Source organism: Streptomyces sp. A0958 (assembly GCF_004795035.1).
Taxonomy (GTDB): Bacteria; Actinomycetota; Actinomycetes; order Streptomycetales; family Streptomycetaceae; genus Streptomyces.
On the sequence record NZ_SSBK01000004.1, the window covers coordinates 42,245 to 68,338 of the forward strand.

General features: G+C 73.2%; 13 protein-coding genes, 2 pseudogenes and 1 riboswitch. Of the genes and pseudogenes, 14 read left to right on the forward strand and 1 reads right to left on the reverse strand.

Annotation, left to right across the window (positions count from 1 at the left end; translation table 11 throughout):
* Positions 1-59 precede the first annotated feature (59 nt).
* From E6P78_RS05505 to E6P78_RS05540, 6 genes and pseudogenes are all read left to right on the forward strand, one after another.
* Positions 60-500, forward strand: a complete 441-nt coding sequence (locus tag E6P78_RS05505; protein WP_136202361.1) for an ATP-binding protein — start codon at positions 60-62, stop codon at positions 498-500.
* Between the two features lie 194 nt (positions 501-694).
* Positions 695-1,387: a TetR/AcrR family transcriptional regulator C-terminal domain-containing protein gene (locus E6P78_RS05510; protein ID WP_240799079.1), complete on the forward strand. Its 693-nt coding sequence runs from the start codon at positions 695-697 to the stop codon at positions 1,385-1,387.
* Positions 1,388-1,439: 52 nt separating this feature from the next.
* Positions 1,440-2,951: pseudogene (locus tag E6P78_RS05515) on the forward strand (FAD-dependent oxidoreductase); the annotation flags it as partial.
* Between the two features lie 389 nt (positions 2,952-3,340).
* Entirely contained in the window at positions 3,341-5,311 is a 1,971-nt protein-coding gene (locus tag E6P78_RS05525) for an acyl-CoA dehydrogenase (RefSeq protein ID WP_136202362.1), read from the forward strand.
* A gap of 42 nt (positions 5,312-5,353) precedes the next feature.
* Complete coding sequence (locus tag E6P78_RS05530) at positions 5,354-5,689, forward strand: cytochrome P450 (protein ID WP_206307727.1); 336 nt, start codon at positions 5,354-5,356, stop codon at positions 5,687-5,689.
* Positions 5,690-5,854: 165 nt separating this feature from the next.
* A pseudogene (locus tag E6P78_RS05540) lies at positions 5,855-6,683 on the forward strand (ECF transporter S component).
* A 45-nt stretch (positions 6,684-6,728) separates the two neighbouring features.
* Here E6P78_RS05540 and metE read toward each other — a convergent pair.
* On the reverse strand, positions 6,729-9,047 hold the full coding sequence (gene metE, locus E6P78_RS05545) for a 5-methyltetrahydropteroyltriglutamate--homocysteine S-methyltransferase (RefSeq protein ID WP_136202363.1): 2,319 nt from the start codon (positions 9,045-9,047) through the stop codon (positions 6,729-6,731).
* A 160-nt stretch (positions 9,048-9,207) separates the two neighbouring features.
* Positions 9,208-9,425, reverse strand: a riboswitch (cobalamin riboswitch).
* Between the two features lie 304 nt (positions 9,426-9,729).
* Between metE and E6P78_RS05550 the strand changes: the two genes are divergently transcribed.
* From E6P78_RS05550 to E6P78_RS05585, 8 genes are all read left to right on the forward strand, one after another.
* Entirely contained in the window at positions 9,730-9,969 is a 240-nt protein-coding gene (locus E6P78_RS05550; RefSeq protein ID WP_136202364.1) for a phosphopantetheine-binding protein, read from the forward strand.
* On the forward strand, positions 9,966-10,829 hold the full coding sequence (locus E6P78_RS05555) for a siderophore-interacting protein (protein WP_136202365.1): 864 nt from the start codon (positions 9,966-9,968) through the stop codon (positions 10,827-10,829). The genes E6P78_RS05550 and E6P78_RS05555 overlap by 4 nt, the downstream gene beginning before the upstream one ends.
* A gap of 96 nt (positions 10,830-10,925) precedes the next feature.
* On the forward strand, positions 10,926-11,927 hold the full coding sequence (locus E6P78_RS05560; protein WP_136202366.1) for an ABC transporter substrate-binding protein: 1,002 nt from the start codon (positions 10,926-10,928) through the stop codon (positions 11,925-11,927).
* Positions 11,924-12,946: an iron ABC transporter permease gene (locus E6P78_RS05565; RefSeq protein WP_136202367.1), complete on the forward strand. Its 1,023-nt coding sequence runs from the start codon at positions 11,924-11,926 to the stop codon at positions 12,944-12,946. Before E6P78_RS05560 ends, E6P78_RS05565 begins: the two co-directional genes overlap by 4 nt.
* Entirely contained in the window at positions 12,943-13,938 is a 996-nt protein-coding gene (locus E6P78_RS05570; protein WP_136202368.1) for an iron chelate uptake ABC transporter family permease subunit, read from the forward strand. The genes E6P78_RS05565 and E6P78_RS05570 overlap by 4 nt, the downstream gene beginning before the upstream one ends.
* Positions 13,935-14,720, forward strand: coding sequence for an ABC transporter ATP-binding protein (locus E6P78_RS05575; RefSeq protein WP_136202369.1), 786 nt, complete (start codon positions 13,935-13,937; stop codon positions 14,718-14,720). The genes E6P78_RS05570 and E6P78_RS05575 overlap by 4 nt, the downstream gene beginning before the upstream one ends.
* 1 nt (position 14,721) lies before the next feature.
* Positions 14,722-24,690, forward strand: coding sequence for a non-ribosomal peptide synthetase (locus tag E6P78_RS05580; protein ID WP_136202370.1), 9,969 nt, complete (start codon positions 14,722-14,724; stop codon positions 24,688-24,690).
* Positions 24,687-26,087 carry an MDR family MFS transporter gene (locus E6P78_RS05585; RefSeq protein ID WP_136202371.1) on the forward strand — a complete coding sequence of 467 codons (1,401 nt, stop codon included), beginning with the start codon at positions 24,687-24,689 and terminating at the stop codon, positions 26,085-26,087. The genes E6P78_RS05580 and E6P78_RS05585 overlap by 4 nt, the downstream gene beginning before the upstream one ends.
* Positions 26,088-26,094 lie beyond the last annotated feature (7 nt).

Genomic DNA, 26,094 nt, shown 5'->3' on the forward strand with positions numbered 1-26,094 from the left:
CGCCTCGAAGGCGGGGGTAGGGGGGAAGGAGTAGGAACGGCGGAGTGAGGGAGGGAGCCATGACAAGGGACACGTCACTACGTGCGGTGGGGTGGGCACAGTCGTTTCCGGTGTCGCAAGGTGCGCGGGCCGGCCGTCGGTGGACGCGGGAGCACCTGGCCTCCCTGGCGTGGGCCAAGGACGCCCCCGAGACGGTGGACGCGATTCTGCTCAGTGTTTCCGAGCTGATCACCAACGCGCACGAGCACGCGCACAGCGAGGCGCAGCTGGTTCTCACCTGGGACAGCCACTGCCTGCACGTGAGTGTCCACGACTGCGACCCCCTGCTTCCCGAGAAGCAACCCGAAGACCTCACGACGACCGGGGGGCGTGGGCTGGCCATCGTCGACACGCTCGCCGACTCCTGCAGCACCCACCCGCAGGCGTCGGGCAAGACCGTCACCGCATGCTTCGTACCACCGGGCGTTCCGAAGCCCCGGCACGACGGGCCCGTCAGCTGAGCCGTGGGGCCGAATCGCCCCGAGCGGATCGGCGGACCGGGCGGTCCACCCGGATCAGGCCAGGGCCCGGCAGTTCCACGGCGAAGGCACCCTGGCGTTCAGGAAGGACGACCGCGGTTCGCGGTGGCAGTCGCGCCCCAGTTGGAGCGCTGCACTAATTTGGTGCGGCGCTCCAATCGTGTCGTGGTGGAGGCGTGGCAACGAGACCCCCCAGCCCCCAGCGGCGTAACCAGGTGCTCTCCCGGGAGCAGATCATCGAGACGGCCATCGAACTGCTCGATGCGGGCGGCGAAAGCGCACTGACCACACGGGCGCTCACCCAGCGCCTGTCCACCGGGTCGGGGGCGGTCTACTACCGGGTGGGCGGCCGGGACGAGCTGCTGGACGCGGCAACGGAGACGATCGTCACGGCCGCGCTGGCAGCCGGGCCTGTACAGGCATCGTCCTCGCCCGAGGACGAGATCCGCACCGTGGCGCTGGCCCTGTTCGATGCGATCGCAGAACACCAGTGGCTCGCGACGCGACTGACCCTGCAGGTCGTCCGGAAGCCGTTCGCCCCGGTGGCGGTGGGGATCTTCGAGAGGATCGGTCGTCAGGTGGGCGCGCTGGGTGTACCGCAGACCGCCTGGTTCGACGCTGCCTCGACGCTGGTGCACTTCATCCTCGGGGCCGTCAGCCGGAACGCCCGGATCGAGGGTGACACCCCGACTGCCGAGCCCGACCGCGCCCAGTTCCTCGACGCCACTGCGGCGGCCTGGCAGGACCTCGACCCCGAGGACTACCCGTTCATGCGCGCCATCGTCGGCCAGATGAACGAGCACGACGACCGCGAGCAGTTCCTCACCGGCATCGCCGTCGTCCTCGACGGCCTCACCCGGCTCGGTTGACCCGCCCGGTCGGGCCGGGCACCCCAGCGTGCGTTTCGGAAAGGAATCCTCCATGCATGACGTGGTGATTGCCGGCGGCGGTCCGGTCGGCCTGTTCACGGCCACCGAGCTCGCCCTGGGCGGCTGTTCCGTCCTGGTCCTGGAGCGGGACGAGGAGGCAACATCTCAGTGGAAGGCGCTCCCGCTCGGATTGCGCGGCCTGAGCGCCGGATCGGCCGAGACGTTCTACCGCCGCGGCCTGCTCGAAGCCGCGGTCAGCGCCTCCGGCGCTCATGGCGCAGAGATCGGCGCGGCCCCCGACGCGGTCGAAGCGCCGGAGCCCCGGGATGTGAGCCATTTCGCGGGCATGGGCCTCAACGCGGTCGACACCGACGTTTCGGCTCTCCCCTTCCGGCTGCCCAGCCCGGCGATGGAAGGCTTCATGACCAGCCTCGAAGCGGTCAGCACGGTCATGACCGAGCGCGCCACCGCGCTCGGCGTGGACATTCTGCGTGGCACGCCCGTCACGGGCGTCACACAGGACGAGAAGTGCGTCACCGTCACGGCCCGCGGCCAGGAACACCAGGCGCGCTACCTGGTGGGCTGCGACGGCGGGCGCAGCACGGTGCGGGGCCTGGCGGGCTTCGACTTCGTCGGCACCGATCCACTTTTCACCGGCTACGTCGCCGAGGTGACCTTCGCCGACCCCGGGCAGCTGTCGCTCGGCTTCGACCTGACGCCCAACGGCATGTACCTGCGCACACCCTTCGAGGGGCACCTGGGCATGATGGACTTCGACGGCGGCGCGTTCGACCGCTCCCAGCCACTGACCCGCGAGCACCTTCAGGAGGTCCTGCGCCGCATCACCGGGACCGACGTGACGCTGACCGATGTGCATCTGGCGTCGAGCTTCACCGACCGTGCGATGCAGGCGACGACCTACCGCAAGGGGCGAGTGCTGCTCGCCGGCGACGCCGCGCACATCCACTCCCCTCTCGGCGGCCAGGGGCTCGACCTCGGCATCGGTGACGCCGCCAACCTCGGCTGGAAGCTTGCCGCGACCGTGCGCGGCACGACAGCCGAGGGTCTGCTCGACACCTACACCACCGAGCGCCACCCCGTCGGCGCCGCAGTGGTCGACTGGTCGCGCGCCCAGGTGGCGACCATGGAGCCGGGCCCCAACGCCCCTGCGCTGCGGCAGTTGGTCCACGAGCTGCTGAGCACCACGGACGGAACAACCCTCGCCCACCGGCGGACAACGGGGCTTTTCAACCGCTACGACCTGGGCAGCGCGCACCCGCTCGTCGGCAGCACCGCCCCCGACTTCCACTTCGAGGACGGCACCCGCCTCGACGACCTGCTGCGCCGGGGCCGGGGCGTCCTGCTCGACTTCCGCGCCGACCACGCACTGCGGCGTGCGGCCAAGAACTGGGACGGCCATGTCCAGTACGCGGCCGGCCCGGCGCGCAACGACCTTGGACGCGCTGCCGTACTCGTACGTCCCGACGGCGTCGTGGCCTGGGGGAGCGGAGAGTCGCTGGACCCCGGCACGTTCGAGCGGGCCGCGGCCCGCTGGTTCGGCAGCCCGCAGAACCAGGGTCCGTCCGGCGTATCCTCGTGGGCCCGCGACGCCTGGCACGCACTCTCGCCGCACGCCCGAATCACCCAAGTACGTCCAGTACGGGGGAGATCCGGGCGCAGGCCCAGGAGGGCCCGGCCGGGGCGCCGACCGTCCCGGAGCATGGAGCGTTCCGTCATCTGGGGAGCGGCACACCGGTGGTCCGGGTCTGATTGCGCCGACGCCGGCGCCGACCGGGCCGGCTCGGTGGGCCGTGCGAGGCCGGGAGCATAGGCCGCGGCGGCCATGCGCTGCGGCGCCGCGCGCCGGGCGCCGGCGACGTCGCGCTTCCCCCGTACGGCCCCAAGAACGCCGGCCGGCGGCTTGATCGTCCGTGCTCGGGGTAGCGCAATGGCATGGCCACTGACAACACACCCCCCGCCGAGAGTGCCGAGAGCGGTTACGTACAGCCCGAGGTCGACGTACGGGCCCTGACCGAGGTGCTCGACGGTGAGTACGCCGGGATTCGCGACCTCGTCCGGACCAATCTGACGGCGTACGCCTCCGTCCTGGAGGAGGCCGAGGAGCTCGGCTTCGACGCGTACCGCGATCGGGTGCGTGACATCGTGGTCGAGATGGCAGCGACGGGCCAGACCGGTATGGGCTTCCCGAGCGAGTACGGCGGGGGCGGCGACATCGGCGCCTCGATCGCCGCGTTCGAGACGCTTGCCTTCGGTGATCTGTCCGTGCTGGTGAAGGTCGGTGTGCAGTTCGGACTCTTCGGCGGCGCGATCCTGCAGCTGGGCACCGCACGCCACCACGAGGCCTACCTGCCCGACCTGATCACCGGACAGCTGATGGGCTGCTTCGCGATGACCGAGACCGGGCACGGCTCCAACGTGCAGGCGCTCGGCACCGTCGCCAGGTACGACGCGGCCGGCCAGGAGTTCGTCATCACCACCCACGGCGACGAGGCGTGCAAGGACTACATCGGCAACGCGGCCCGCCACGCGGAGCTGGCGGTCGTCTTCGCCCAGCTGGAGGTCGGCGGGAAGGCCGAGGGGGTGCACGCGTTCGTCGTGCGGGTCCGCGACGGGGGCGAGGTGGTGCCCGGCGTCCGGATCGAGGACGACGGCCGCAAGATGGGCCTCAACGGCGTGGACAACGGCCGCATCCGGTTCGACGGCGTGCGGGTGCCGCGCGAGGCGCTGCTCAACCGGTTCGCCGACGTCACCCCCGACGGGGTCTACGAGAGCCCGATCGAGAGTCCCGGCCGGCGCTTCTTCACCATGCTCGGCACGCTGGTGCAGGGCCGGGTCAGCGTCGCCGGGGCCGGGGTCAACGCGGCCAAGGTGGCCCTGGCGGTCGCCACGAAGTACGCCGTGCGGCGCCGGCAGTTCGCGGCCGCCCCCGACACGGACGAGCAGCTGCTCCTCGACTACGGCCTGCACCAGCGCCGGCTGCTGCCCCTTCTCGCCCGCACGTACGCGCTGCACTTCGCGCAGGACGTCGTGCGCACCCAGCTGCACGACGTCCTTTCCGGCATCGAGGACGACGCGCACGCGCGGCGCCGGCTGGAGTCACGGGCCGCCGGCGCCAAGGCCCTCGCCACCTGGCACGCCACCCGGGTCGTCCAGGAGTGCCGCGAGGCGTGCGGCGGCGCCGGCTACCTCAGCGTCAACCGGTTCGCCGCGCTCAAGGCCGACAGCGACATCTTCACCACGTTCGAGGGGGACAACCACGTCCTGCTGCAGCTCGTGGCCAAGGGGCTGCTCACCCATTACGCGAGCGAGTTCGAGGACCTGGACCAGCTGGGCACGGTCCGCCACGTCGCCGGTCTCGCCGTCGAGACGGTTCTGGAGAAGACGTCGGCCCACAAACTGTTCGAGCGGGTACGGGACCTGCTGCCCGGCGGCGACGAGTGGGACCGCGAAGCCGGTCTGCTCGACCCGGAGTACCAGCTCGCCATGCTCCGTTTCCGCGAGGAGCACATGCTCGCCGGTGTGGCCCGCCGGCTCAAGCGCGGAATCGATGCGCGCCGCGACCCCGGCGCCGTCTTCTCCCAGGTGCAGGACCACGTGATCGCGGTCGCCCACGCACACGTCGAACGGCTGGTCCTGGAGGCGTTCGTCGACAAGGTGCGCGAGCAGCCCGAAGGCGGCAACAAGGCGGCGCTGGCCCTGCTGTGCGACCTGTTCGCCCTGTCCACGATCGAAGCGGACCGCGCCTGGTTCATGGAGCACGGCCGCCTCACCGTCCAGCGCTCCAAGGCGATCAGCCGCGAGGTGAACGACCTCTGCCGCAGGGTCCGGCCCCTCGCGGTGGACCTGGTCGACGCCTGGGGCGTTCCGCCCGAGATGCTGCGCGCGCCGGACCTGGTGGGCTGAGCCGGAGCGGGCAGCGGCCGCCGACCGTTCACCCGGCGCGGGGTGCGCACCGTCGACGGGCCGCCGTCACCCCGCAGCGGGCGCGGGGGCTGGTCGAGGATGTCGCGGGCCGACCACGACCCCCGCTGCCACGCCGGCCCCGGCACGCTGGACCCCGGCCGCAGCACCGCGAGCCGCCACCTGAGCTTCGGCCCGGGCCCGCACTACTGCCCTGGATCGGGGATCGCCCGGCTTGAGCTCACGGTGGCCCTGACCCAGCTGCTCGGCCGCCGGCTCCGGCTGGTCCCGGCGGTGCCACCGTCCCAACTGGCCCGGGGCGGCGGCCACCTGCACCGCCGCCCGGCCGCACTGCCCGTCCTGCCGGCCGGGCCCGCGTAACGCGTGCGATCCCCGGTCAGCTGCCCCAGCGCAGGGCGACCGTGTCACCCACGTCGATCACCTTGCCCCGGGTCGCCAGACCGCCAAGATCCTCGCACCGCTGCCCTTCCTCACCCTCGACCAGGTGACAGCGGTCCTGGAAGCACCCGAGGACGGGGACCGGACATGAGCGCCGCCACCACCACGGCCATCCGGCTCACCCCCAGGGTCTCGCTGGTCATCGCCCTGGCCGCCTTCCTCGGCCTGGTGGCGTTCTTCTGGCCCTTCGTCGTCGCGCCCGGGAAGTTCGGATCGAACTACGCCCCGCCGCTCATCTTCGGCGTGCTGCTCGTCCTCGTGCTCTGCGTGGTGCTCTCCGAGATCGCCGAGGGCGGGATCAGCTCCAAGGCGCCGGCCATGCTCGGCGTCCTGTCCGCCGTCAACGCCGCCCTGCGCCCGCTCGGCGTCGGAGCCGCCGGCATCGAAACGGTCTTCTTCGTCCTGGTCCTCGCCGGGCGCGTCTACGGACCGGGCTTCGGCTTCACCCTCGGCTGCACCTCGCTGTTCACCTCCGCGCTGATCACGGGCGGCGTCGGACCCTGGCTGCCGTACCAGATGTTCGGCTGCGCCTTCGTGGGCATGCTCGCCGGATTCCTGCCGCGCCACCGGCCGCCGCGAGGTCCTGCTCCTCGCCGTGTACGGCTCGCTCTCCGGCTACCTCTTCGGCTTCCTGCTCAACCTGTCCTTCTGGCCGTTCTCCCTCGACCCGAACAGCTCCATCGCCTGCCTGCCCGGGCTGCCGTTCACCGAGCAGTGGCACCGCTACCTCGCGTTCGACCTCGCCACCTTCCTCGGCTGGGACACCGGGCGGGCCGTCACCGACTTCGTCTGCGTCACCCTGGCGGGCGCGGCCGTGCTCACCACGTTCCGGCGCGCCGCCCGGCGCGCCCGTTTCCGGGCACCGGTCCGCTTCACCCCGGCCGGACCCGCCGGCCCCGACGGCCGGGACACCTGAGCCTCGCTCGCACCCAGGTGCCCCGGCCGTCCGCTCAACTACCGGTCAGGAGGCGGGCAGTTCGGCGCGGACGGTACGGGCCGCGGCGACCAGGTTCTCCAGGGAGGCGCGGGTCTCGGGCCAGGCGCGGGTCTTCAGCCCGCAGTCGGGGTTGACCCACAGCCGTTCGGCGGGGATGGCCTTCAGACCGGTGCGCAGGAGTTCGGCGGCCTCCTCGGCGCCGGGGACGCGCGGGGAGTGGATGTCGTAGACGCCGGGGCCTGCCTCGCGGGGGTAGCCGTGCGCGGCCAGCTCGTGGGCGACCTGCATGTGGGAGCGGGCGGCCTCCAGGCTGATGACGTCGGCGTCGAGGTCGTCGATGGCCTGGACGATGTCGCCGTACTCGGCGTAGCACATGTGGGTGTGGATCTGGGTGTCCGGCCGCACCCCGGAGGTGGTGAGGCGGAACGACTCGGTGGCCCAGGCCAGGTAGTCCGCGTGGTCGGCGGCCCGCAGCGGCAGGGTCTCGCGCAGGGCGGGCTCGTCCACCTGGATGACGGAAGTGCCGCTCGCCTCCAGGTCGTGGACCTCGTCGCGCAGGGCGAGGGCGACCTGCCGTGCGGTGTCGCCGAGGGGCTGGTCGTCGCGGACGAAGGACCAGGCGAGCATGGTGACCGGGCCGGTGAGCATGCCCTTGACCGGGCGCCCGGTGAGCGACTGGGCGTACGAGGTCCAGCGCACCGTCATCGGCTCGGGCCGCGAGATGTCGCCCGCGAGGACGGGTGGGCGGACGTAGCGGGTGCCGTAGGACTGGACCCAGCCGTGCTGGGTGGCGAGGTAGCCGGTGAGCTGTTCGGCGAAGTACTGCACCATGTCGTTGCGTTCGGGCTCGCCGTGCACCAGGACGTCGATGCCGGTCTTCTCCTGGAAGGCGATGACCTCGCCGATCTCGGCCCGGATGCGCTCCTCGTAACCGGCCGTGTCGATGCGCCCGGCGCGCAGGTCGGCGCGGGCGGTGCGCAGTTCGCCGGTCTGCGGGAAGGAGCCGATGGTCGTCGTCGGCAGCAGCGGCAGGCCCAGGTGGGCGCGCTGGGCGGCGGCGCGCTCGGCGTAGGGCTGGGAGCGGCGGCCGTCGGCGTCCGTCACGGCCTCGGCGCGTGCGCGGACCACCGGGTCGCGGGTGAGGGGCGAGCCGGCGCGGGAGGCGAGGGCGGCGCGGTTGGCGGCGATCTCGGCGGCCACCGCCTCGGTGCCCCGGGCGAGCCCCTTCGCCAGGGTGACGACCTCGGCGGTCTTCTGCCGGGCGAAGGCGAGCCAGCGAAGGATCTCCGGATCGATGTCCTTCTCCGGCGCGGTGTCCAGCGGGACGTGCAGCAGGGAGCAGGACGCGGCCACGTCGACCCGGCCGGCGAGGCCGAGCAGCGTGGCGAGGGTCGCGAGGGACTTCTCGTAGTCGTTGATCCAGATGTTGCGGCCGTTGACGACGCCCGCGACGAGCCGCTTGCCCGGGAGCCCGCCGACGGCGGCGAGGTCGTCCAGGTTGGCCGCGGCGGCGCCGGTGAAGTCCAGTGCCAGGCCCTCGACGGGGGCCTTCGCCAGGATGGGAAGGGCCTCGCCGAGCCGGTCGAAGTAGGAGGCGACGAGCAGCTGGGGCCGGTCGGTGAGGGCGCCGAGGTCGCGGTAGGCGCGGTTGGCGGCGTTCAGCTCGGCCGGTGTGCGGTCCTGGACGAGAGCGGGCTCGTCCAGCTGCACCCACTGCGCACCCGCCGCCCGCAGATCGGCCAGCACCTCCGCGTACACCGGAAGCAGCCGGTCGAGCAGGGTGAGCGGTTCGAAGTCCGCGGCCACCCCGGGGGCGGGCTTGGCCAGCAGGAGATAGGTGACGGGACCGACGAGCACGGGCCGGGCGGTGTGTCCGAGCGCCAGGGCTTCCTCCAGCTCACCGACCTGCTTGGTGGAGTCGGCGGTGAAGACGGTGTCGGGGCCGAGCTCGGGGACCAGGTAGTGGTAGTTCGTGTCGAACCACTTGGTCATCTCCAGCGGGGCCACGTCCTGGGTACCGCGGGCCATCGCGAAGTACCCGTCGAGCGCGTCGGAGGCAACGGCCTCGCGGTGCCGCCCCGGGACGGCACCGACCATGACACTGGTGTCCAGGACGTGGTCGTAGTACGAGAAGTCGCCGGTGGGAACCTCGTGGACGCCGGCGTCCACCAGCCGCCGCCAGTTGGACCGGCGCAGCTCTGCCGCCGTCTCCCGGAGGGCGTCGGCGGTGACCCGGCCCTTCCAGTAACCCTCGATCGCCTTCTTCAGTTCCCGGTCCGGGCCCTGTCGGGGGTAGCCGTACACGGTGGCCTGTGCTGCCGCGGCTGCGGGCTTGGATGTCACGGAAATCTCCTTCGCGAGATGACTCCTGAACATCCCGGGACGGGACGCGGACGCGAAGGGGTGACGGACCGGACGGGCCCCGGACACACGCGGTGCGGGTTCTCCGTCAGGTATGTACGCCGACCCGCCCACGAGGTCACCGGGATATCCGCACACGAGTGGTCGTGCGCGGGCAACAGGCAGGTCTTCGGACTCGCGGGCACGTCCGCCAGGGGCGGATTCCTACTGGCCGTCGCTTCCCGGATCGGACTCGGTCCAGTGCGTATGACGGCGGTCGTTCCCACTCACCGCTGCGGGGCAGTCCCGGATTCCCACCGGGTTCCCTCTTACGACGCGCCTGTCTGGCGGACAGGGCGAACCAGCTGCACCGGCCAGCCTAAGGGGTCGCCACCGTCCGCAGGGCCCCGGTTCACATGCCGGGACGGAAACCGTACGGGAGGGGCGCGGGCTTCACTCGGCCTGACCTCCTACGCTAGGTTAGGTGAGGGTAGCCTAAGCTGCGAGTGCCCGCCTGCCTGAACTCCGGGCCGAGAATGTCCGGTTGGCGAAAGGGGCGCCTGGCTCTCTCGCGCGACACCCCTTGTCCGGTGCGGCTGTTCGCGCTGCCCGCCGCCTGGCCGTACCCACCGCCACCGCCGCTCCGACCAACCTGTCGGTGCCCACCCCCCGAAGGAGTCGTCCGATGAGCCAGACCTTGTCGCCCGAGCGTGTCCGGGCCGACATCGCGGAACTACTGGGCTGCGAGCCCGCCGAGATCGCGGCCGACGAGAATCTCGTCGACCTCGGGCTCGACTCGATGCGCATCATGGCCCTGGTCGAGCGCTGGCGTGCGGCGGGGGCGACGACGCTGGAGTTCCCCGACCTCTTCGAGCTGCCCGAACTCGGCCACTGGCAGACGCTGCTGGCGGGTGAGGCCGCATGAGCCGCATCGATCACCGGGGCCGGCACCTGGAGCGGATCGCGGAGGTACGGGCCGGTCTGCACTCCGAGAAGGTCGGCTACCCGATCGGCATCCGGGAGGCCGAGGTCGTGCGTACGGCCACGGTCGGTGCGGGGCTGCTGCGGGTGACCCTGGGCGGCTCGGCCACCGAGGGATTCGAGGCCCACGCACCCGACGAACACGTCAAGCTGATCTTCCCGGAGGCGGACGGCACCCTGCGCCTGCCCGAGCGCAACGGGGCGATGCTGCGCTGGCCGAGGCCGGCGCCCACCTCGCGCGAGTACACCGTGCGCCGCTACGACCCCGTCACCGGCGAACTCGACATCGACATCGCCGCGCACGACGGCGGTCTCGCCTCCGACTGGGCCCGCAAGGTCCAGCCCGGCGACACCATGCACATCGCGGGACCGCCCGGCGGGCTGATCGTCCCGCACGCCTACGACCGCTACCTGCTGGTCGGGGACATCACCGCGCTGCCCGCCATCGCGCGATGGCTGGAGGAACTGCCCAGGACCGCCAAGGGCTGGGCGTTCGTCGAAGTCGCGGACGCCGAGGAGGAGATCGAGCTGACCGCGCCCGAGGGCGTCGAGGTGCACTGGCTGCACCGCGGCGGCCGGCCGGCCGGGTCCGGTGACGCGCTCTCCCGCGCCGCGATGGCGGTCACCGTGCCCGAGGGCGAGCGCGCGTACGTGTGGGTCGCGGGGGAGGCGGGGCAGATCAAGCCGCTGCGCCGCTGGGTCCGCGACGAACTGCGCCTGGAGAAGGCCGACTACGACATCACCGGCTACTGGAAGCGCGGCGTCGCCGACTTCGACGAAGACGACCACAGCCACGACCACTGATCCACCGGCCGGACCGCGTGGTGCGCCACCCGCGAGTTGTCCTGCCGAAAGGCCATCAATTAAGGTGAGCCTTACCTAAGTAGCAAGGAGTTCGGAATGTCCATACGCAGATCGTCCGGTCTGGTCGGCGCCCTCGCGCTGGCCCTCGTTCTGACCGGATGCGGGTCATCCTCGGACGGCGGGTCGGATTCCGCCTCGGAGAAGAGCAGGACCCGGGTGTTCACCGCGGACAACGGCAAGATCACCATCCCGGTGAACCCGAAGCGTGTGGTGGCCACCGGTTACGCCGTACCGGCCCTCATCGAGGCCGACGCACCGCTGGTCGGCATCTCCTCGTGGAAGCGCGGCGAGCCGATGATGAGCAAGGAAGACCTCGCCACCTACAAGAAGCTCACGAAGATCGCGGGCGAGCAGGCGGCCGAGACCAACTACGAGGCCGTCGCCGAGGCCGAGCCCGACCTGATCGTCATCGGTGTGCCGGCACCCGTGCTCGGCGACATCGACGTGAAGCGGCTGGAGTCCATCGCCCCCGTCGTCGCGATCGGCCCCAGCCTGCCGTCCGCCTGGCGCGACCTCTCGCGCAAGCAGGCCGACGCCGCGGGCGCCCTGAAGCAGTTCGACGCCTCGAAGAAGACCTACGACACCAAGGCCGCCGAACTGGCCGCCAAGTACGAGGACGTTCTGCCGAAGCTCAAGCTCGGCCACGTCGGCGCGTACGGTGACGCCGCCAAGGGCACCTTCCAGCGCGAGTTCAACGGCTCCTGGGGCACCAACATCGCCGAGGACCTGGGCGCCACCTACTACGGCAAGGTCAAGAAGGCCGGCCCCGGCTCCCAGGCGGTCAGCGAGTACCCCTCCATCGAGGAGCTTCCCGACGCCTACCGCGAGGCCGACGTCCTGACCTACTCGGTCAACGCCGACGGCAGCGTCCCGAAGTCCGTCCAGTACGTCCTGGACTCCAAGCTCTGGAAGAACCTGCCCGCCGTCAAGGCCGGCAAGGCCTACCCGTTCCGCTACACCGAGGCCGCCACCTACGGCGAGGCCCTGATGACCCTGGACGCGATCGACAAGTCGCTCGCTCCGCTGCTGAACCGGTGACCGTCGCGGGCCGCGCGTCCAAGACGGCGGGAAACCGGCGGGCGGTCCCGCAGACCGCCCTGCTCGTCGGTGGACTGGTACTGCTGGCAGCTCTCGCCGTACTCAGCATGGGCGTCGGGGCCCGCCACGTCGCACCCGGCGAAGTCGTGCGCGCACTCTTCGACTACCAGGGCACCGACGACCACGTCATCGTGCGCGACGTGCGGGCACCGCGTGCGATGCTCGCCGTCGCCGTCGGTGCCGCGCTCGCCGTGGCGGGCGCGCTCATCCAGACGCTCGCCCGCAACCCGCTGGCCGAGCCCGGCATCCTCGGGGTCACCGCGGGCGCCGGGTTCGCCATCACCATCGGCTCCGCGCTCGGCCTGGCCGGCGGACAGGCGGGCGAACTGGGCTTCGCGATCACCGGTTCCGTGGTCGCGGCCCTGCTGGTCGCCGCGGTCGGCCGCCGCTCGCCCCTGCGCCTCGTGCTCACGGGGGTGGCGCTGACCGCGGTGCTCAACGGCGTCGCCCTCGGCATGAGGCTGATGCTCCCCGACGTCTTCGACGTCTACCGCTTCTGGTCGGTCGGAACCCTGGCCGGACGCGAACAGGCTTCCCTCGCCCTGCCGTTGACCGCGATAGCCGTCTCGCTGGCCGGTGCGCTGCTGCTGAGCAGGGCGCTCAACGCCCTGACGCTCGGCGAGAACGTCGCCCACACCCTGGGCGCCGACGTGGGCCGGGTGCGCATCGCCACCCTCGTCCTCATCACCGTGCTCAGCGGTGCGGCGACGGCGGTGGCCGGGCCCATCCTGTTCGTCGGACTGATCGTGCCGCACCTGGTGCGCAAACCGGCGTCCGGATCGGTGCCCTGGCTGATCGCCTACACCATGGTGCTCGGCCCGATCCTGCTGCTCGTGGCCGACATGGCCTCTCGCGTGCTGCTGCCCACCGGCGAGGTGCCGGTGGCCATCGTGACCGCGTTCCTCGGCGGCCCCATGCTGATCTGGGCGGTCCGCCGCTACGGGGCGGGGTCACTGTGAACGTACTGAGATTCCGGGTGGAACGCCGCACGGTGGTGCTCGTCGTCGTGCTGGTCGCCCTGATCCTGGGCCTCGGCCTGCTCGGACTGTGCTACGGGGCGTCATGGTCGTCCCCCAGCCGGGTGTTCGCCGTCCTCACCGGCTCCGAGCACTCCGTGGTGATCCGGGACTGGCGGCTGCCGCGGGTGCTGGCCGGCCTGGTCTTCGGCGCCGCCCTCGGCGTCGCCGGCGCCATCTTCCAAAACCTCACCCGCAACCCCATGGGCAGCCCCGACGTCATCGGGCTCGACGCCGGCGCCTACACGGGCGCCCTGGTCGCCCTCACCGTACTGTCGGGCACCTCCGCCCAGCTCGCCGTCGGCTCCGTGCTCGGCGGACTGGTCGTCGCGGCCGCCATCTACCTGCTCTCGCTCGAACACGGCTTCTCCGGCCTCCGGCTGGTCGTCATCGGTATCGCCATCAACGCGATGGTGACCGCGATCAACTCCTGGATCGTGCTCCGCGCCGACCTGGAGGTGGCGATCGCCGCCGTCGGCTGGAGCGCGGGCTCGCTCAACGGCGTGGGCTGGGACGACCTCGGCATCCCGTTCACCGTGATCGCCGTCCTGCTGATCCTCATGACCACACGGGCCCACGCCATGCACCAGGCGGCACTCGGCGACCCGATCGCCGTGACCACCGGCGTCGGACTCGACCGGCTGCGGCTGCTGATGGTCCTGGTCGGCGTCGGCTGCACCGCAACGGTGACCGCCGTGGCCGGGCCCATCGCGTTCATCGCACTGGCCGCCCCGCAGATCGGCCGCCGGCTCGCGGGCGCCGCCGGAGTACCGCTGCTCCCGGCCGCACTGACCGGGGCGGTGCTCCTCCAGGGCGCCGACCTGCTGGCCCAGATGCTGCTGGCACCCGTCGCACTGCCCGTGGGCGTCGTGAGCACCGCGATCGGCGGTTGCTACCTGATCTGGCTGCTGACCAAGGAGGTGAGGCGCGCGTGACCGCACGCCTGACAGCGCGGGACATCACCCTGCGCTACGGAGACCGGGTCGTGTCCACCCGGCTGACCCTCGACATCCCCGACGGCGCGTTCACCGCCATCGTCGGCCCGAACGCCTGCGGGAAGTCCACCCTCCTGAGCGCGCTCGTACGGCTGCTGCGACCGCACTCCGGGCAGGTGGAGTTCGACGGCCGCGAGGTCGGCGGCTTCGCCACCAAGGCGCTCGCCAAGCAACTCGGCTTCCTGCCGCAGGACCCGACGGCCCCCGAGGACATCAAGGTCCGCCAGCTCGTGGGCCGGGGCCGCTTCCCGCACCAGTCGATGCTGGCCCTGTGGTCGGCCGACGACCAGGAGGCCGTCGACGGGGCGATGGCCGCCGCCGGCGTCGCCGACCTGGCCGACAGGCCCGTGCAGGAACTGTCCGGCGGACAGCGCCAGCGGGTCTGGATGGCCATGGTGCTCGCCCAGCAGACGCCCTACCTGCTCCTGGACGAACCCACCTCGTTCCTCGACATCACCCACCAGTACCAACTGCTCGGCCTGCTCGCCAGGCTGCGCAACGAGGGCCGCACCGTCGTCGCGGTCCTGCACGACATCAACCAGGCATGCCGGTTCGCCGACCACCTGGTCGCCATGAAGGCCGGAACGGTGGTCGCCGAGGGCGTCCCCGGGGACATCGTGGACGCCACGCTGATCAAGGACGTCTTCGACCTGCCCAGCGTCGTCGTCCCGGACCCCGTGACCGGCACCCCCATGGTCGTTCCCACACTTCAAGGAGAGTAAGTTGAGCACCGCGAGCGTGTCCTCGGACGGCCTCCTGCCCCTGACCGGTGCCCAGTCGGGCATCTGGAACGCCCAGCGCATCGAACCCGACTCGCCGTACTACGTGGTCGGCGACGTGGTGGAGATATCCGGCGGCGAACCGGTCGACGTGGACGCCCTCGCGCAAGCGGTCCGGGCCACCACCGAGGAGGCCGAGAGCCTGCGGCTCAGGGTCCACGAGACCCCCGACGGGCCACGCCAGGCGGTCAGCGACGAACCCGTCCCGCTGCCGCCCCTGGCCGACGTCAGCGCCGAGGCCGACCCCGCCGCGGCGGCCCAGGCACTCGTCGACGCCGAACGGGCCCGCCTGTCCGAGGCCTGCCGGGGCATGACGGACCGCCCGCTGTACTCACGTACCGTCATCAAGCTCTCCGACCGCGAGGTCTGGTACACACAGCTCGGCCACCACCTCGTCTTCGACGGCTACACCGCCGCCCTGCTCGCCCGCCGCACCGCCGCCCACTACACCGCCCTGGTACGCGGCACCGAGCCGCCGCGTTCCACCTTCGGCGCGTTCGCGCGGCTCGTCGCCGACGACCTGGCCTACCGCGACAGCGACCGGGCCGCCGAGGACCGGGCGTACTGGGTCGAGCGCTTCACCCCGCTGCCCGACATCGGCGACCAGGACGGCCCCGACACCGCCGGCGCCCCCGGCCGCACCCTCACCGCCCGGGCCGTCCTCACCCCCGAGGAGACCGCCCGGCTGCGCGCCTTCGCGGACGGCGAGGGCGTCACCTGGGGCGAGGCGCTGATCGCCGGCTACGCGGCCTTCCTGCACCGCATGCTGGGCCGCACCGACGTGGTGTTCGCGCTGCCGCTGATGTGCCGGGCAGGCTCGGCCGCGCTGCGCACCCCCTCCATGGCGGTCAACGTGCTGCCGATGCGGGTGACCGTGCACGGCGGCGACGGGCTCGGCGAACTGAGCCGCCGGGTCGCCACCGCCATGCGCGAGATGCGCGACCACCAGCGCTACCGGGGCGAGGACCTGCCCCGCGACCTCGGCGTGCCCGGCGCCGGCGCGCTGCTGCACGGGCGCGGCATCAACCTCAAGGCGTTCGACCTGGCGCTCGACTTCGCCGGGGCGGCCGGCGTGCTGCGCAACGTCGCGGGCGGACCGCCCGAGGACATGGGCCTGAGCGTCCTGCCGACCCGCGACGGCGGGCTGCTGCTCGGCTTCGAGGTCGACGCCCGCTCCAAGGACCAGGCCGCCGTCGACAGCCTGATGAGCGGGCTGCGCGCCCTGCTCACCGGGCTGACCGGGGGCCTGCCCGTCGGCCGGATCGCCCTCGCCGACGACGTCGACGGGCTCCTCGCCCAGTGGAGCCCGCCCGCCCTGCCCGGCACACCGGCCGACGTGCCCGCCGCATTCGACGCGATGGCCGCCGCCGGCCCCGGGCACACCGCGCTGGTCTGCGGTGAGGAACGGCTGACCGCCGGCGAACTGGCCGACCGGGTGCACCGGCTGGCCCGCGCCCTGCGCGCCAGGGGCGTCGGCGCCGAGGACGTCGTGGCGCTCGCCCTGCCGCGCTCGGCCGACTCCGTGGCCGCCCTGCTCGCGGTGCTGGACGCGGGCGCCGCGTTCCTCCCACTGGACGCCGCCCACCCGCCCGAGCGGCTCCGCGAACTCATCGCCGACACCCGCCCCGTCCTCGTCCTCACCGACGGCACGGTCGACGGGCTGCCCTGGAAGACCCTCCTGGACGAGGCCGCCGGCCTGTCCGGCGCGCCCCTGACGGCCGCCGAACTCTCCCGGCCCCGCAACCCCGAACACCTCGCCTACGTCATCCACACCTCCGGATCGACCGGGCGCCCCAAGGGCGTACTCGGCCGCGCCGGCGGCCTCGCCGCGCTCCTGCACCACCAGCGGGCCACGGTCGTCGCGGAGGCCGAACGGGCCACGGGCCGCCGGCTGCGCGCCGCCCACACCTACTCCTTCGCCTTCGACTCCGCCTTCGAACACCTCGTATGGCTGCTGTGCGGGCACGAACTGCACGTCTACGACACCGAGACCGCCCGCGACGCCGACGCCCTGCTCGCCGCGTACGCCCGCGACGGCATCGACATCGTGGACACCACCCCCTCGATGGCCACCCCCCTCATCGACGCCGGCCTGCTCGACCTGCCACCGGCGATGCTGCTCCTGGGCGGCGAGGCCACCCCGCCCGCACTGTGGCGCCGCGTCGCCGCATCAGGAATCACCGCGCGCAACATGTACGGGCCCACCGAGGCGACCGTGGACAGCACCACCGCCCGCATCGACGACGGCGAACCGACCATCGGCCACCCCCTCGCCGGCACCCGGGTCCACGTCCTGGACAACGCGCTCCAGCCGGTTCCGTACGGCACGGCCGGCGAACTGTACCTGGCCGGCCCCCACCTGGCCCGCGGCTACCTCGGCCGCCCCGGGGCGAGCGCCGAGCGCTTCGTCGCCGACCCCTTCGGCGCGCCCGGCGAACGGATGTACCGCACCGGCGACCTGGCCCGCTGGGTACCGGGCCGCGGCCTGGAGTACGGCGGCCGGGGCGACGGACAGGTCAAGATCCGCGGCCACCGGGTGGAGACCGGCGAGGTCGAGGAGGCGCTCGCCGCCCTGCCCGGCGTCACCGCCGCGGCCGCCAGGGTCCTCTCGTCCCGGCTCGTCGGCTACCTCGTGTCCGCGTCCGTCACCGGGGACGAGGCACGCGCCCGCCTGGCCGAGCGGCTGCCCGAACACATGGTGCCGTCCGCCGTGGTGGTGCTGGACCGCCTGCCCGTCACCCCCAACGGCAAGCTCGACCGCGCCGCCCTGCCCGCACCCGCCCTGCCCGGCGGCGGCCGGGAGCCGAGCACCGAGCGCGAACGGCTGCTGTGCGCCGTCCTCGCCGAAGCGCTCGACGTCGAACGGGTCGGTGTGGACGACGACTTCTTCGCCCTCGGCGGCGACAGCATCACCGCGATCACCGTCAGCAGCAGACTGCGCGCGCTCGGCCTCGGGCTGCGCCCGAGAGACCTGCTGGCACGCCGCACCTTCGCCGCGCTCGCCGCCTCCGCCGAACTGCTGGACGAGGCCGCGGGACCGGCGGACGAGCCGGTCGGCCCGGTCCCCGCCCCGCCCATCGTGCGCGGCCTGCTCGACCCGCACCCGGACATCGACACGGTCGCCGGATACGCCCAGTGGACCGCCCTGCACGTCGACGCGCTCACCCGGGACGACCTGACCAGGGGCGTACAGACCCTCCTCGACCACCACGACGCCCTGCGGCTGCGCGTGGCCGACGGCCTTGAGGTCCTGCCCCGGGGCACGGTCCGGGCCGCCGTGGAGGAGACCCGCGGCGAAGAGGTGACCGCCCTGGCCGAGCGGCTGGCCGGCCGGCTCGACCCGCGCACCGGCGACCTCGTGCGCGCCGCCATCCTGCGTACCGGGGACGGCACGGCGGACCGGCTGGTCGTCGTCGTGCACCACCTCGCCATGGACGGCGTGTCCTGGCGCATCCTCCTGCCCGACCTGTACACGGCCTGCGCGGGCGGCACCCCCGACCCCGTCGGCACGTCCTGGCGGCGGCACGCCACGGTCCTCGCCCAGCAGGGCGAGACCGGCGCCCGGCGCGGCGAACTCGGCCACTGGCGCACCGCGCTGGACTCCGCGACCCGGCTGGGCGCCCGCCCCCTCGACCCCGCGCGCGACACCGTGGCCACCGCCCACCGGTCGGTCACGACCGCCACGCCCGAGGCCACCGAGGCCCTGCTGACCACCCTGCCCACCGCCTACCGCGCCGGCGTCGACGAGGTCCTGCTCGCCGCACTCGTGCTCGCCCTGCGCGGCTGGGGCCTGCGCGGCGACGCACTGACCGTGTCCATGGAGGGCCACGGCCGCGAACACCTCGACCTGTCGCGCACGGTCGGCTGGTTCACCAGCGAGTACCCGGTACGCGTGCCCGCCTCCGACGACGTACGCGAAACGCTGCGCGCGGCCAAGGAAGCCCGGCGCGCCGTCCCCGACGCCGGAGTCGGCTACGGCGTGCTGCGCCACCTCGACCCGGAAGCCGGCGCCGAACTCGCGGCGACCCCGCCGCCGGACGTCCTGCTCAACTACCTGGGCCGGTTCGCCCCGCTGCCCGCCACGGGATGGCGGCTGCCCGAGCACGACGCCTTCTCGGTGACCGAGCCCGCCACCAAGGCCCTGGAACAGGTGCTGGCCCTCAACTGCTTCGTCCACGAGGGCGACGAGCCCCGGCTCGCAGTCGAGTGGACCGCCGCGACCGAGGTCATCGGCCCGGACGCCGTCGCCGCCCTCCAGGACGCCTGGGCCGCCGCGCTCGACGCGCTGGCCGCGCACGCCCTGCACACCGCCGGCGGGCTCACCCCCTCCGACCTGCCGCTGGTCGGCCTCGGCCAGGACGCCATCGACGCCCTGGAACGCACCGGCCGGGTCAGCGACGTGCTGCCCGCCACCCCGCTCCAGGTCGGGCTGTCCTTCCACACCCTGGTCCGGGACGACGCGGACGCCGACGTCTACGTCGTCCAGGCCGTGACCACCCTCTCCGGCGAGCTGGAACCGGACCGGATGGCCCGCGCCGCCCGTGAACTGCTGCGCCGTCACCCCGCCCTCCGCGTCCACCTGGGCACGGCCGGCGACGAGGTGGTCCAGGTGATCCCCGCCGAAGTCGCCCTGGAATGGCGGCAGGACGACAGGTTCCCCGAAGCGGCCCGCGCCGATCTGGAGCGCCCCTTCGACCCGGCCCGCCCACCGCTCATCCGCTTCCTGCTCTCCCGTGTCGGGCCCGCCGAGCACAAGCTCGTGATCACCAACCACCACGCCCTCCTCGACGGCTGGTCGATGCCGATCGTCGGCCGCACCCTGCTCGCCCTCTACGCCGAGCTCGGCGGCGGCCCCGCCGCACCCGTCTCCCCGCCGCTGTCGGAGTATTTCCGCTGGCTGGCCGGCCGGGACGAGGAGGCGTCGCTCAACGCATGGCGCCAGGCGCTCGCCGGGGTGGACGACGCGACCCGGCTGGCACCCGCCAGCTCCGGCACCGGTGTCGAACGGCCCGGCCGCGAGACCGTCGAGCTGGGCCGCGAGTTCAGCGACCGGCTGCGCGCCTTCGCCCGGGAACAGGGCGTCACCCTGACCACGGTCCTCCAGACGGCGTGGGGGCTGCTGCTGGGCAGGCTCACCGGGCGCCGCGACGTGGTGTTCGGCTGCCCCGTCTCCGGGCGGCCCGCCGAGGTCGACGGCGTCGAGTCCATGATCGGCCAGTTCGGCACCACCGTCCCGGTCCGCGTCAGGTACACCCAGGACCGCACCGTGCGCGACCTCATGGCCCAGGTGCACGCCGAGAGCGTCGCCCTGGCCGAACACCACCACGTCGGGCTGCCCGGCATCCAGCGGGCGGCCGGCATCGGCGAACTGTTCGACACGATGCTCGTCATGGAGAACTTCCCGCTCTCCAGCCGGACCCGCACCCCCCTCGCCCCCGGGCTCGACCTCACCGGCGTCGACATCACCGACGCCACGCACTACGCCCTCACCGTCATCGTGATCCCGGGCGACGAGATCACCATCGGCCTCGGCTACCAGCCGCGCGCCTTCGACCGGGGGACCGTACGCGACTACGGCCGCTGGCTGCACAACCTGCTCCGCGAGATCGTCGAGGACCCGGCCCGGCCCGCACTCGTGCTGCCCGCCCTCGACGCCGGCGAGCGCGCCCGGATGCTGCGTACCGGCACCGAGACCGTCCCCGCCAAGGACCGCGGCCACTGGCTGGACGAGTTCGCCGCCTGGGTGCGGCGCAAGCCCGACGCCGAAGCCCTGGTCTGCCGCGACCGCGGCCTCTCCTACGCCGAACTGGACCGGCGGGCCAACCGGCTCGCCCACGCGCTGATCGCGCACGGGGTACGGCCGCAGGACCCGGTCGCGGTCCTCATCGGCCGGGACGTCGAGATGACGGTGGCCCTGTTCGGCGTGGCCAAGGCGGGCGCGGTGTACGTGCCGATGGACGCGAGCTACCCGCGCGAGCGGCTGGCGTACATGTTCGACGACATCGCCCCGGCGGCGGCCGTGACGACCGGCGCCGCACTGCCCGTCGACCGCGACATCCCCGTCCTGCGCCTCGACGACCCGGCCACCCTCGCCTCCGTACCCGACACCGACCCGGCCACCGCCCGGACCCGGCTCACCGACGACGCCCTCGCGTACGTCATCTACACCTCGGGAACCACCGGCCGCCCCAAGGGCGTCGGCGTCACCCACCGGGGTGTGCCCGACCTGATCGCCCTTCAGGAGGAGGTCGTCGGGGCCACCGAGCACGACCGCTACCTGCACTTCGCCTCGACCGGCTTCGACGTCGCGTTCTGGCAGACCATGGTGCCGCTGCTGTCCGGCGGCACGTCCGTCATCGCGCCCGAGGAGGTGCGCGTACCCGGCGACGAACTCCTGGACTACATCGTGGAGCACCGGGTGACCGGGGTGAACCTGCTCCCGTCGTTCCTGGCCGCGATGCCCGACGACCGCACCGTCGGCCCCGACGTGTTCTTCGTCGTCGGCGCCGAACGGCTCGATCCGGAACTCGCCCACCGCTGGGGCCGGGGCCGCAGGGCGCTGTTCAATGCCTACGGGCCCACCGAGGTCACCATCAACTCCACGACCTGGCACTACGACCCGGACGACGCCGGGCCGCTGCCGATCGGCCGCCCCGACCCGAACGTCCGCGCCTATGTGCTCGACGGCGGGCTCCAGCCCGTCGGCGTCGGCGTCACCGGCGAGCTGCACCTCGGCGGGCCGAGCCTGGCCCGCGGCTACCTCGGCCGCCCCGGCCTGACCGCGGGCGCCTTCGTCGCCGACCCGTACGGCCCGCCCGGGACGCGCATGTACCGCACGGGCGACCTGGTGCGGTGGCGGCAGGACGGACAGCTGGTGTTCCTCGGCCGCGCCGACCACCAGATCAAGGTGCGCGGCTTCCGGGTGGAGCTGGGCGAGATCGAGACCGCCCTCACCGGCCACCCCGACGTCCGCGCAAGCGCCGTCGTCATGCGCGAGGGCCGGCTCGTCGGCTACGTCATCCCGACCGACGACGCCGATCCGGACCCCGCCGAGGTGCGCGCGTACCTGGCCGAACGGCTGCCCGACCACATGGTGCCGACGGCGTTCGTCCCGCTCGACCGGCTGCCGCTGAGCCCCAGCGGCAAGCTCGACGCCTCGGCCCTGCCCGCCCCCGCCACCGCTGCCGCCGCCCGCCGCGAACCGGCCACCGAGGCGGAGGCGATGCTGCTCGCCGTGTTCCGGGACGTCCTGGGACGCGACGACATCGGCCCCGACGACAACTTCTTCGACATCGGCGGCGACAGCATCGTCTCCCTCCAACTGGTCTCACGCGTGCGCCGCCAGGGGCTCGGACTGACCCCGAAGGACGTGTTCGACGGCGAGACGGTCGCGGGCATCGCCGCCCGCACCCGCGCCCTGGACGGCGAAGCAGCCCCGGCCGTCGGGGACGCCCCGCTGACCCCGGTCATGCGGGACCTGCTGCGCCGCTCCGGGAAGGCCGCCGACGGGTTCTGCCAGTGGGTGGAGGTCTGCGTACCGCCGGGCGGCGACGAGACGGCCTGGCAGGCCGTCCTCGATGCCCTGCTGGCCCGGCACGACGTGCTGCGGGCCCGCCTGGGCGACGACGTGCTGCACATCCCGCCGGCCGGCGAGGTGACCGGCGGCGAGGTCCTGACCCGGGTACCGGCCGGCGGCGACCCGCGCGCCGCCGCCGACGCCGCCATCGACGCGGCACGCCGGGCGATGGACCCGCGCACCGGACCGCTGCTGCGCGCCGTGTGGGTGGACGCGGGCCCGAGCCGGCCGGGCCGGCTCGTCCTGGTCGCCCACCACCTGGCCGTCGACGGGGTGTCCTGGCGCATCCTCCTGGACGACCTGGAACACGCCCACGGCGGGGGAGAGCTGACCCGGCACGGCCAGTCGTTCCTCGGCTGGGCCCGGACCCTGCGCGACGCCGACCGGCGCGGCGAACTCGCGCACTGGCGGCGGACGGCGGCCACCGAGCCGCTCACCCGCCCGCTCGACCCCGCCCGGGACACCGTGGACACCGCCGCGCACCACGAGATCCGGCTCGACGCCGACACCACCCGCGCCCTGATCACGACCCTGCCGGCCGCCCACCGCACCACCCCGGACGCCGTGCTCCTGACGGCGCTCGCCCAGGCGGTACGGGACTGGCGCGGCACACCGCGGCTCCTGGTCGCCCTGGAGAGCCACGGCCGGCCGCGCGAGGTCGACCTGTCCCAGACCGTCGGCTGGTTCACCGCGATCCACCCCGTGCGGCTCGACGCGGACGACGACGTGCGGGCGGTCCGGGAGCGGCTGCGCGCCCAGGGCGACGGCCTCGGACACGGCATCCTCACCACGGCGGGCCTGCTCGACCCGGTGCGGCCGGAGATCGCCTGGAACTACCTCGGTCAGTACCCCGGCGCCCCGGACGGTGAGACGCCCTGGCAGCCGGCCCCGGACGCCGACCCGCTCGGCTCCGACGGCTCCGGTGCGATGCCCCTGCCGTACAGCCTCATGGTCAACGCCCTGGTGCGCGACGACGCGCTCGGGGTGCGGATCACCTGGCCGGCCGCGCTGTTCACCGGCGCGGAGATCGAGGACCTGGCGGAGCACCTGCGGACCGCGCTGCTGCGGGTCGCCGCCGCACCCGAGATCAGTGCGCTCGGGGACCGGCCGGGCGCCGCCGTCCAGCCGCTCACCCCCTTGCAGGAGGTGATGCTGCGGCACTCGCGCACCGAGCGCCCCGACCCGTACACCGTGCAGTCGGTGTTCTCGCTCGCGGGCCGGCTCGACACCGAAGCGCTGCGGGCCGCGGGCGACGACCTGCTGGCCCGCCACCCGAACCTGGGCGCGGTGTTCCCCGCCTCCCTGGCGGTGATCCCGCAATCGCCCCGCCCGGAGTTCCGTGTCACCGACGCACCGGCCGATGAGGTTCTGGCCGCCGACCTCGCCGAACCCTTCGACCTGGCGCAGGGCCCGCTCTACAGGATCACCGTGATCCGGCTGGGCCCCGAGTGCGCCGACCTCGTCCTGACCAGCCATCACGCGCTCTCCGACGGCTGGTCGGCCCCGCGCATCCTCGGTGAACTCTTCGCCCTGTACACGGCGAGGACGCGGAACACGCCACCGGAGCTGCCGGCCCCCGTCCCGTTCGCCGACTACCTGAGCTGGTCCGCCGGCCACGAGCCCGACCTCGACGCCTGGGCGGCCGAACTCGACGGACTGCCCGAAGGCGACTACCTGGGCGACGGCGAGAGCGGCCCCGCCTGGCAGGAGCCCGAGGTCATCGAGTTCGACGCGGCCCTCGTGGACGGTCTCACCCGGCTCGCCGCCCGGCGCGGCCTGACCCCGAACACCCTGGTGCAGGGCGCGTGGGCGGTGCTGCTCGCCCGGCGGTCGGGCCACCGGGACGTGTGCTTCGGGGCCATGGTCTCCAGCCGCCCCCCGGAGCTGGAGGGCGTGGAGGAGATCATCGGGCTGCTGGCCAACACCGTGCCGGTGCGGGCGAGGCTGGAGGGCACGCTCGCCGACGTGCTCGCCGACCTCCAGACCCGCCAGCGGGGACTGGTCGAGCACCACCACGTGGCCCTGTCCGACCTGGAGCGGATCACCGGGCGGCGCAGGCTGTTCGACAGCATGGTGGTGTTCGAGAACTACCCGGTCGACCCGGACCGCCTCCGCGAACCGGCCCCCGGCCTGACCGTGCTCGCCACCCGCTTCCGCGAGTCCACGCACCACCCCGCCACCCTGACCGTCATGCCGGACGGCGACGGCTGGACCGGCGTGCTCGCCCACCGGGCCGGCACGGACGTCGACGGACTCGCCGGGCAACTGCTCGACCTGCTCCGCACCCTGGACGAGCACCTCGACGAGGACGTGCGCGGCCTCCTGGAGAACCGATGAGCGGGCCGAGCGCTCCGCCCGCCGACCGGGTCGACAAGAACCTGCTGCGGATCGCGTTCATCCTGGTCCTCGGCACGTTCATGGCCTCGCTCGACGCCACCATCGTCAGCGTCGGACTCGACCGCCTGACCGAGGAGTTCGACGCGTCCGTCGCCGAGATCCAATGGGTCTCCACCGCCTATCTGCTGGCGATCGTCGCCGCCGTACCCGCGTCCGGCTGGCTGGCCGACCGGTTCGGCGGCCGGCGGACCTGGCTCGCCGCGGTGGGCGTGTTCCTGCTCGGCTCGGTGCTTTGCGCCTCGGCCTGGTCGGTGACCAGCCTCATCGTGTTCCGCGTGGTCCAGGGCCTGGGCGGGGGACTCCTGCCCGCGACCGGGCAGGCGCTGCTGGCCCGTGTCGCGGGGCCGGGGCGCACCGGGCGGGTGATCAGCGTCGTCGCCGTCGTCCCGCTGCTCTCACCGGTGTTCGGGCCGCTGGCCGGGGGCTCCGTCCTCGCCGTGGCGCCGTGGCCCTGGCTGTTCCTGATCAACCTGCCGATCGGTGCCGCGGCGGCGTTGCTCGCGCGCCGCCATGTGCCGGCGGTGGAGCCGGCGAAGCGCCGGACGGCGTTCGACCTGCGCGGCGCCCTGCTGCTGTCACCGGGTCTCGCGGTGCTGGTGTTCGGGCTGACCGAGGTCGCCCACAGCCGCCCGCTCCCGGCCACGGCCGGGGTGTCGGCCGGCCTGGTGATGCTGGCCGCCTTCACCGTGCACGGGCTGCGGACCCGGGGCACCCCGCTGGTCGACCCCCGGCTGTTCGCCCGGCCCCCCTTCGGCGCCGCAGCCCTCGCGCTGCTGGTGCTCGGTGCCTCGGTGTTCGGCACGATGTTCCTGCTGCCGCTGTACTTCCAGTCCGGCCGGTCCATGTCGGCGTGGGAGGCCGGGCTGCTGCTCGCCCCCCAGGGGCTGGGCGCGGCGGCCGGGTCGGTGCTCGTCAACCGGACGATCAGCAAGGTCGCGCCGAGGACCCTGGTGGTGTCCGGCATCGTGCTGATCCTTCTCGGGACGGCTCCGTTCACCTGGCTCGGCCACGGGGTCGCGGACGCGGTGATCGCCTCGGCGCTGGTGGTCCGGGGCTTCGGGATGTCGATGGTGGGCGCGCCCGTGATGAACATCGTCTACAGCCGGATCGAGCCCGAACACCTCCCACGGGCGGCCGGAGCGCTCAACCTGCTGAACACCGTGGGCGGTTCCGTCGGCACCGCGGCCCTGGCCGTGATCCTGCAGAACCGGCTCGCCGCCCACGGCACGGATGTCTCCTCGGCCTTCGGCGACACCTTCTGGTGGGTGCTCGGCTTCTGCCTGTTCGCCGCCGCCGCGGCGACGAGACTGCCCCGTACCCAGCCGAGGAGGGCGTAGCGCCTTG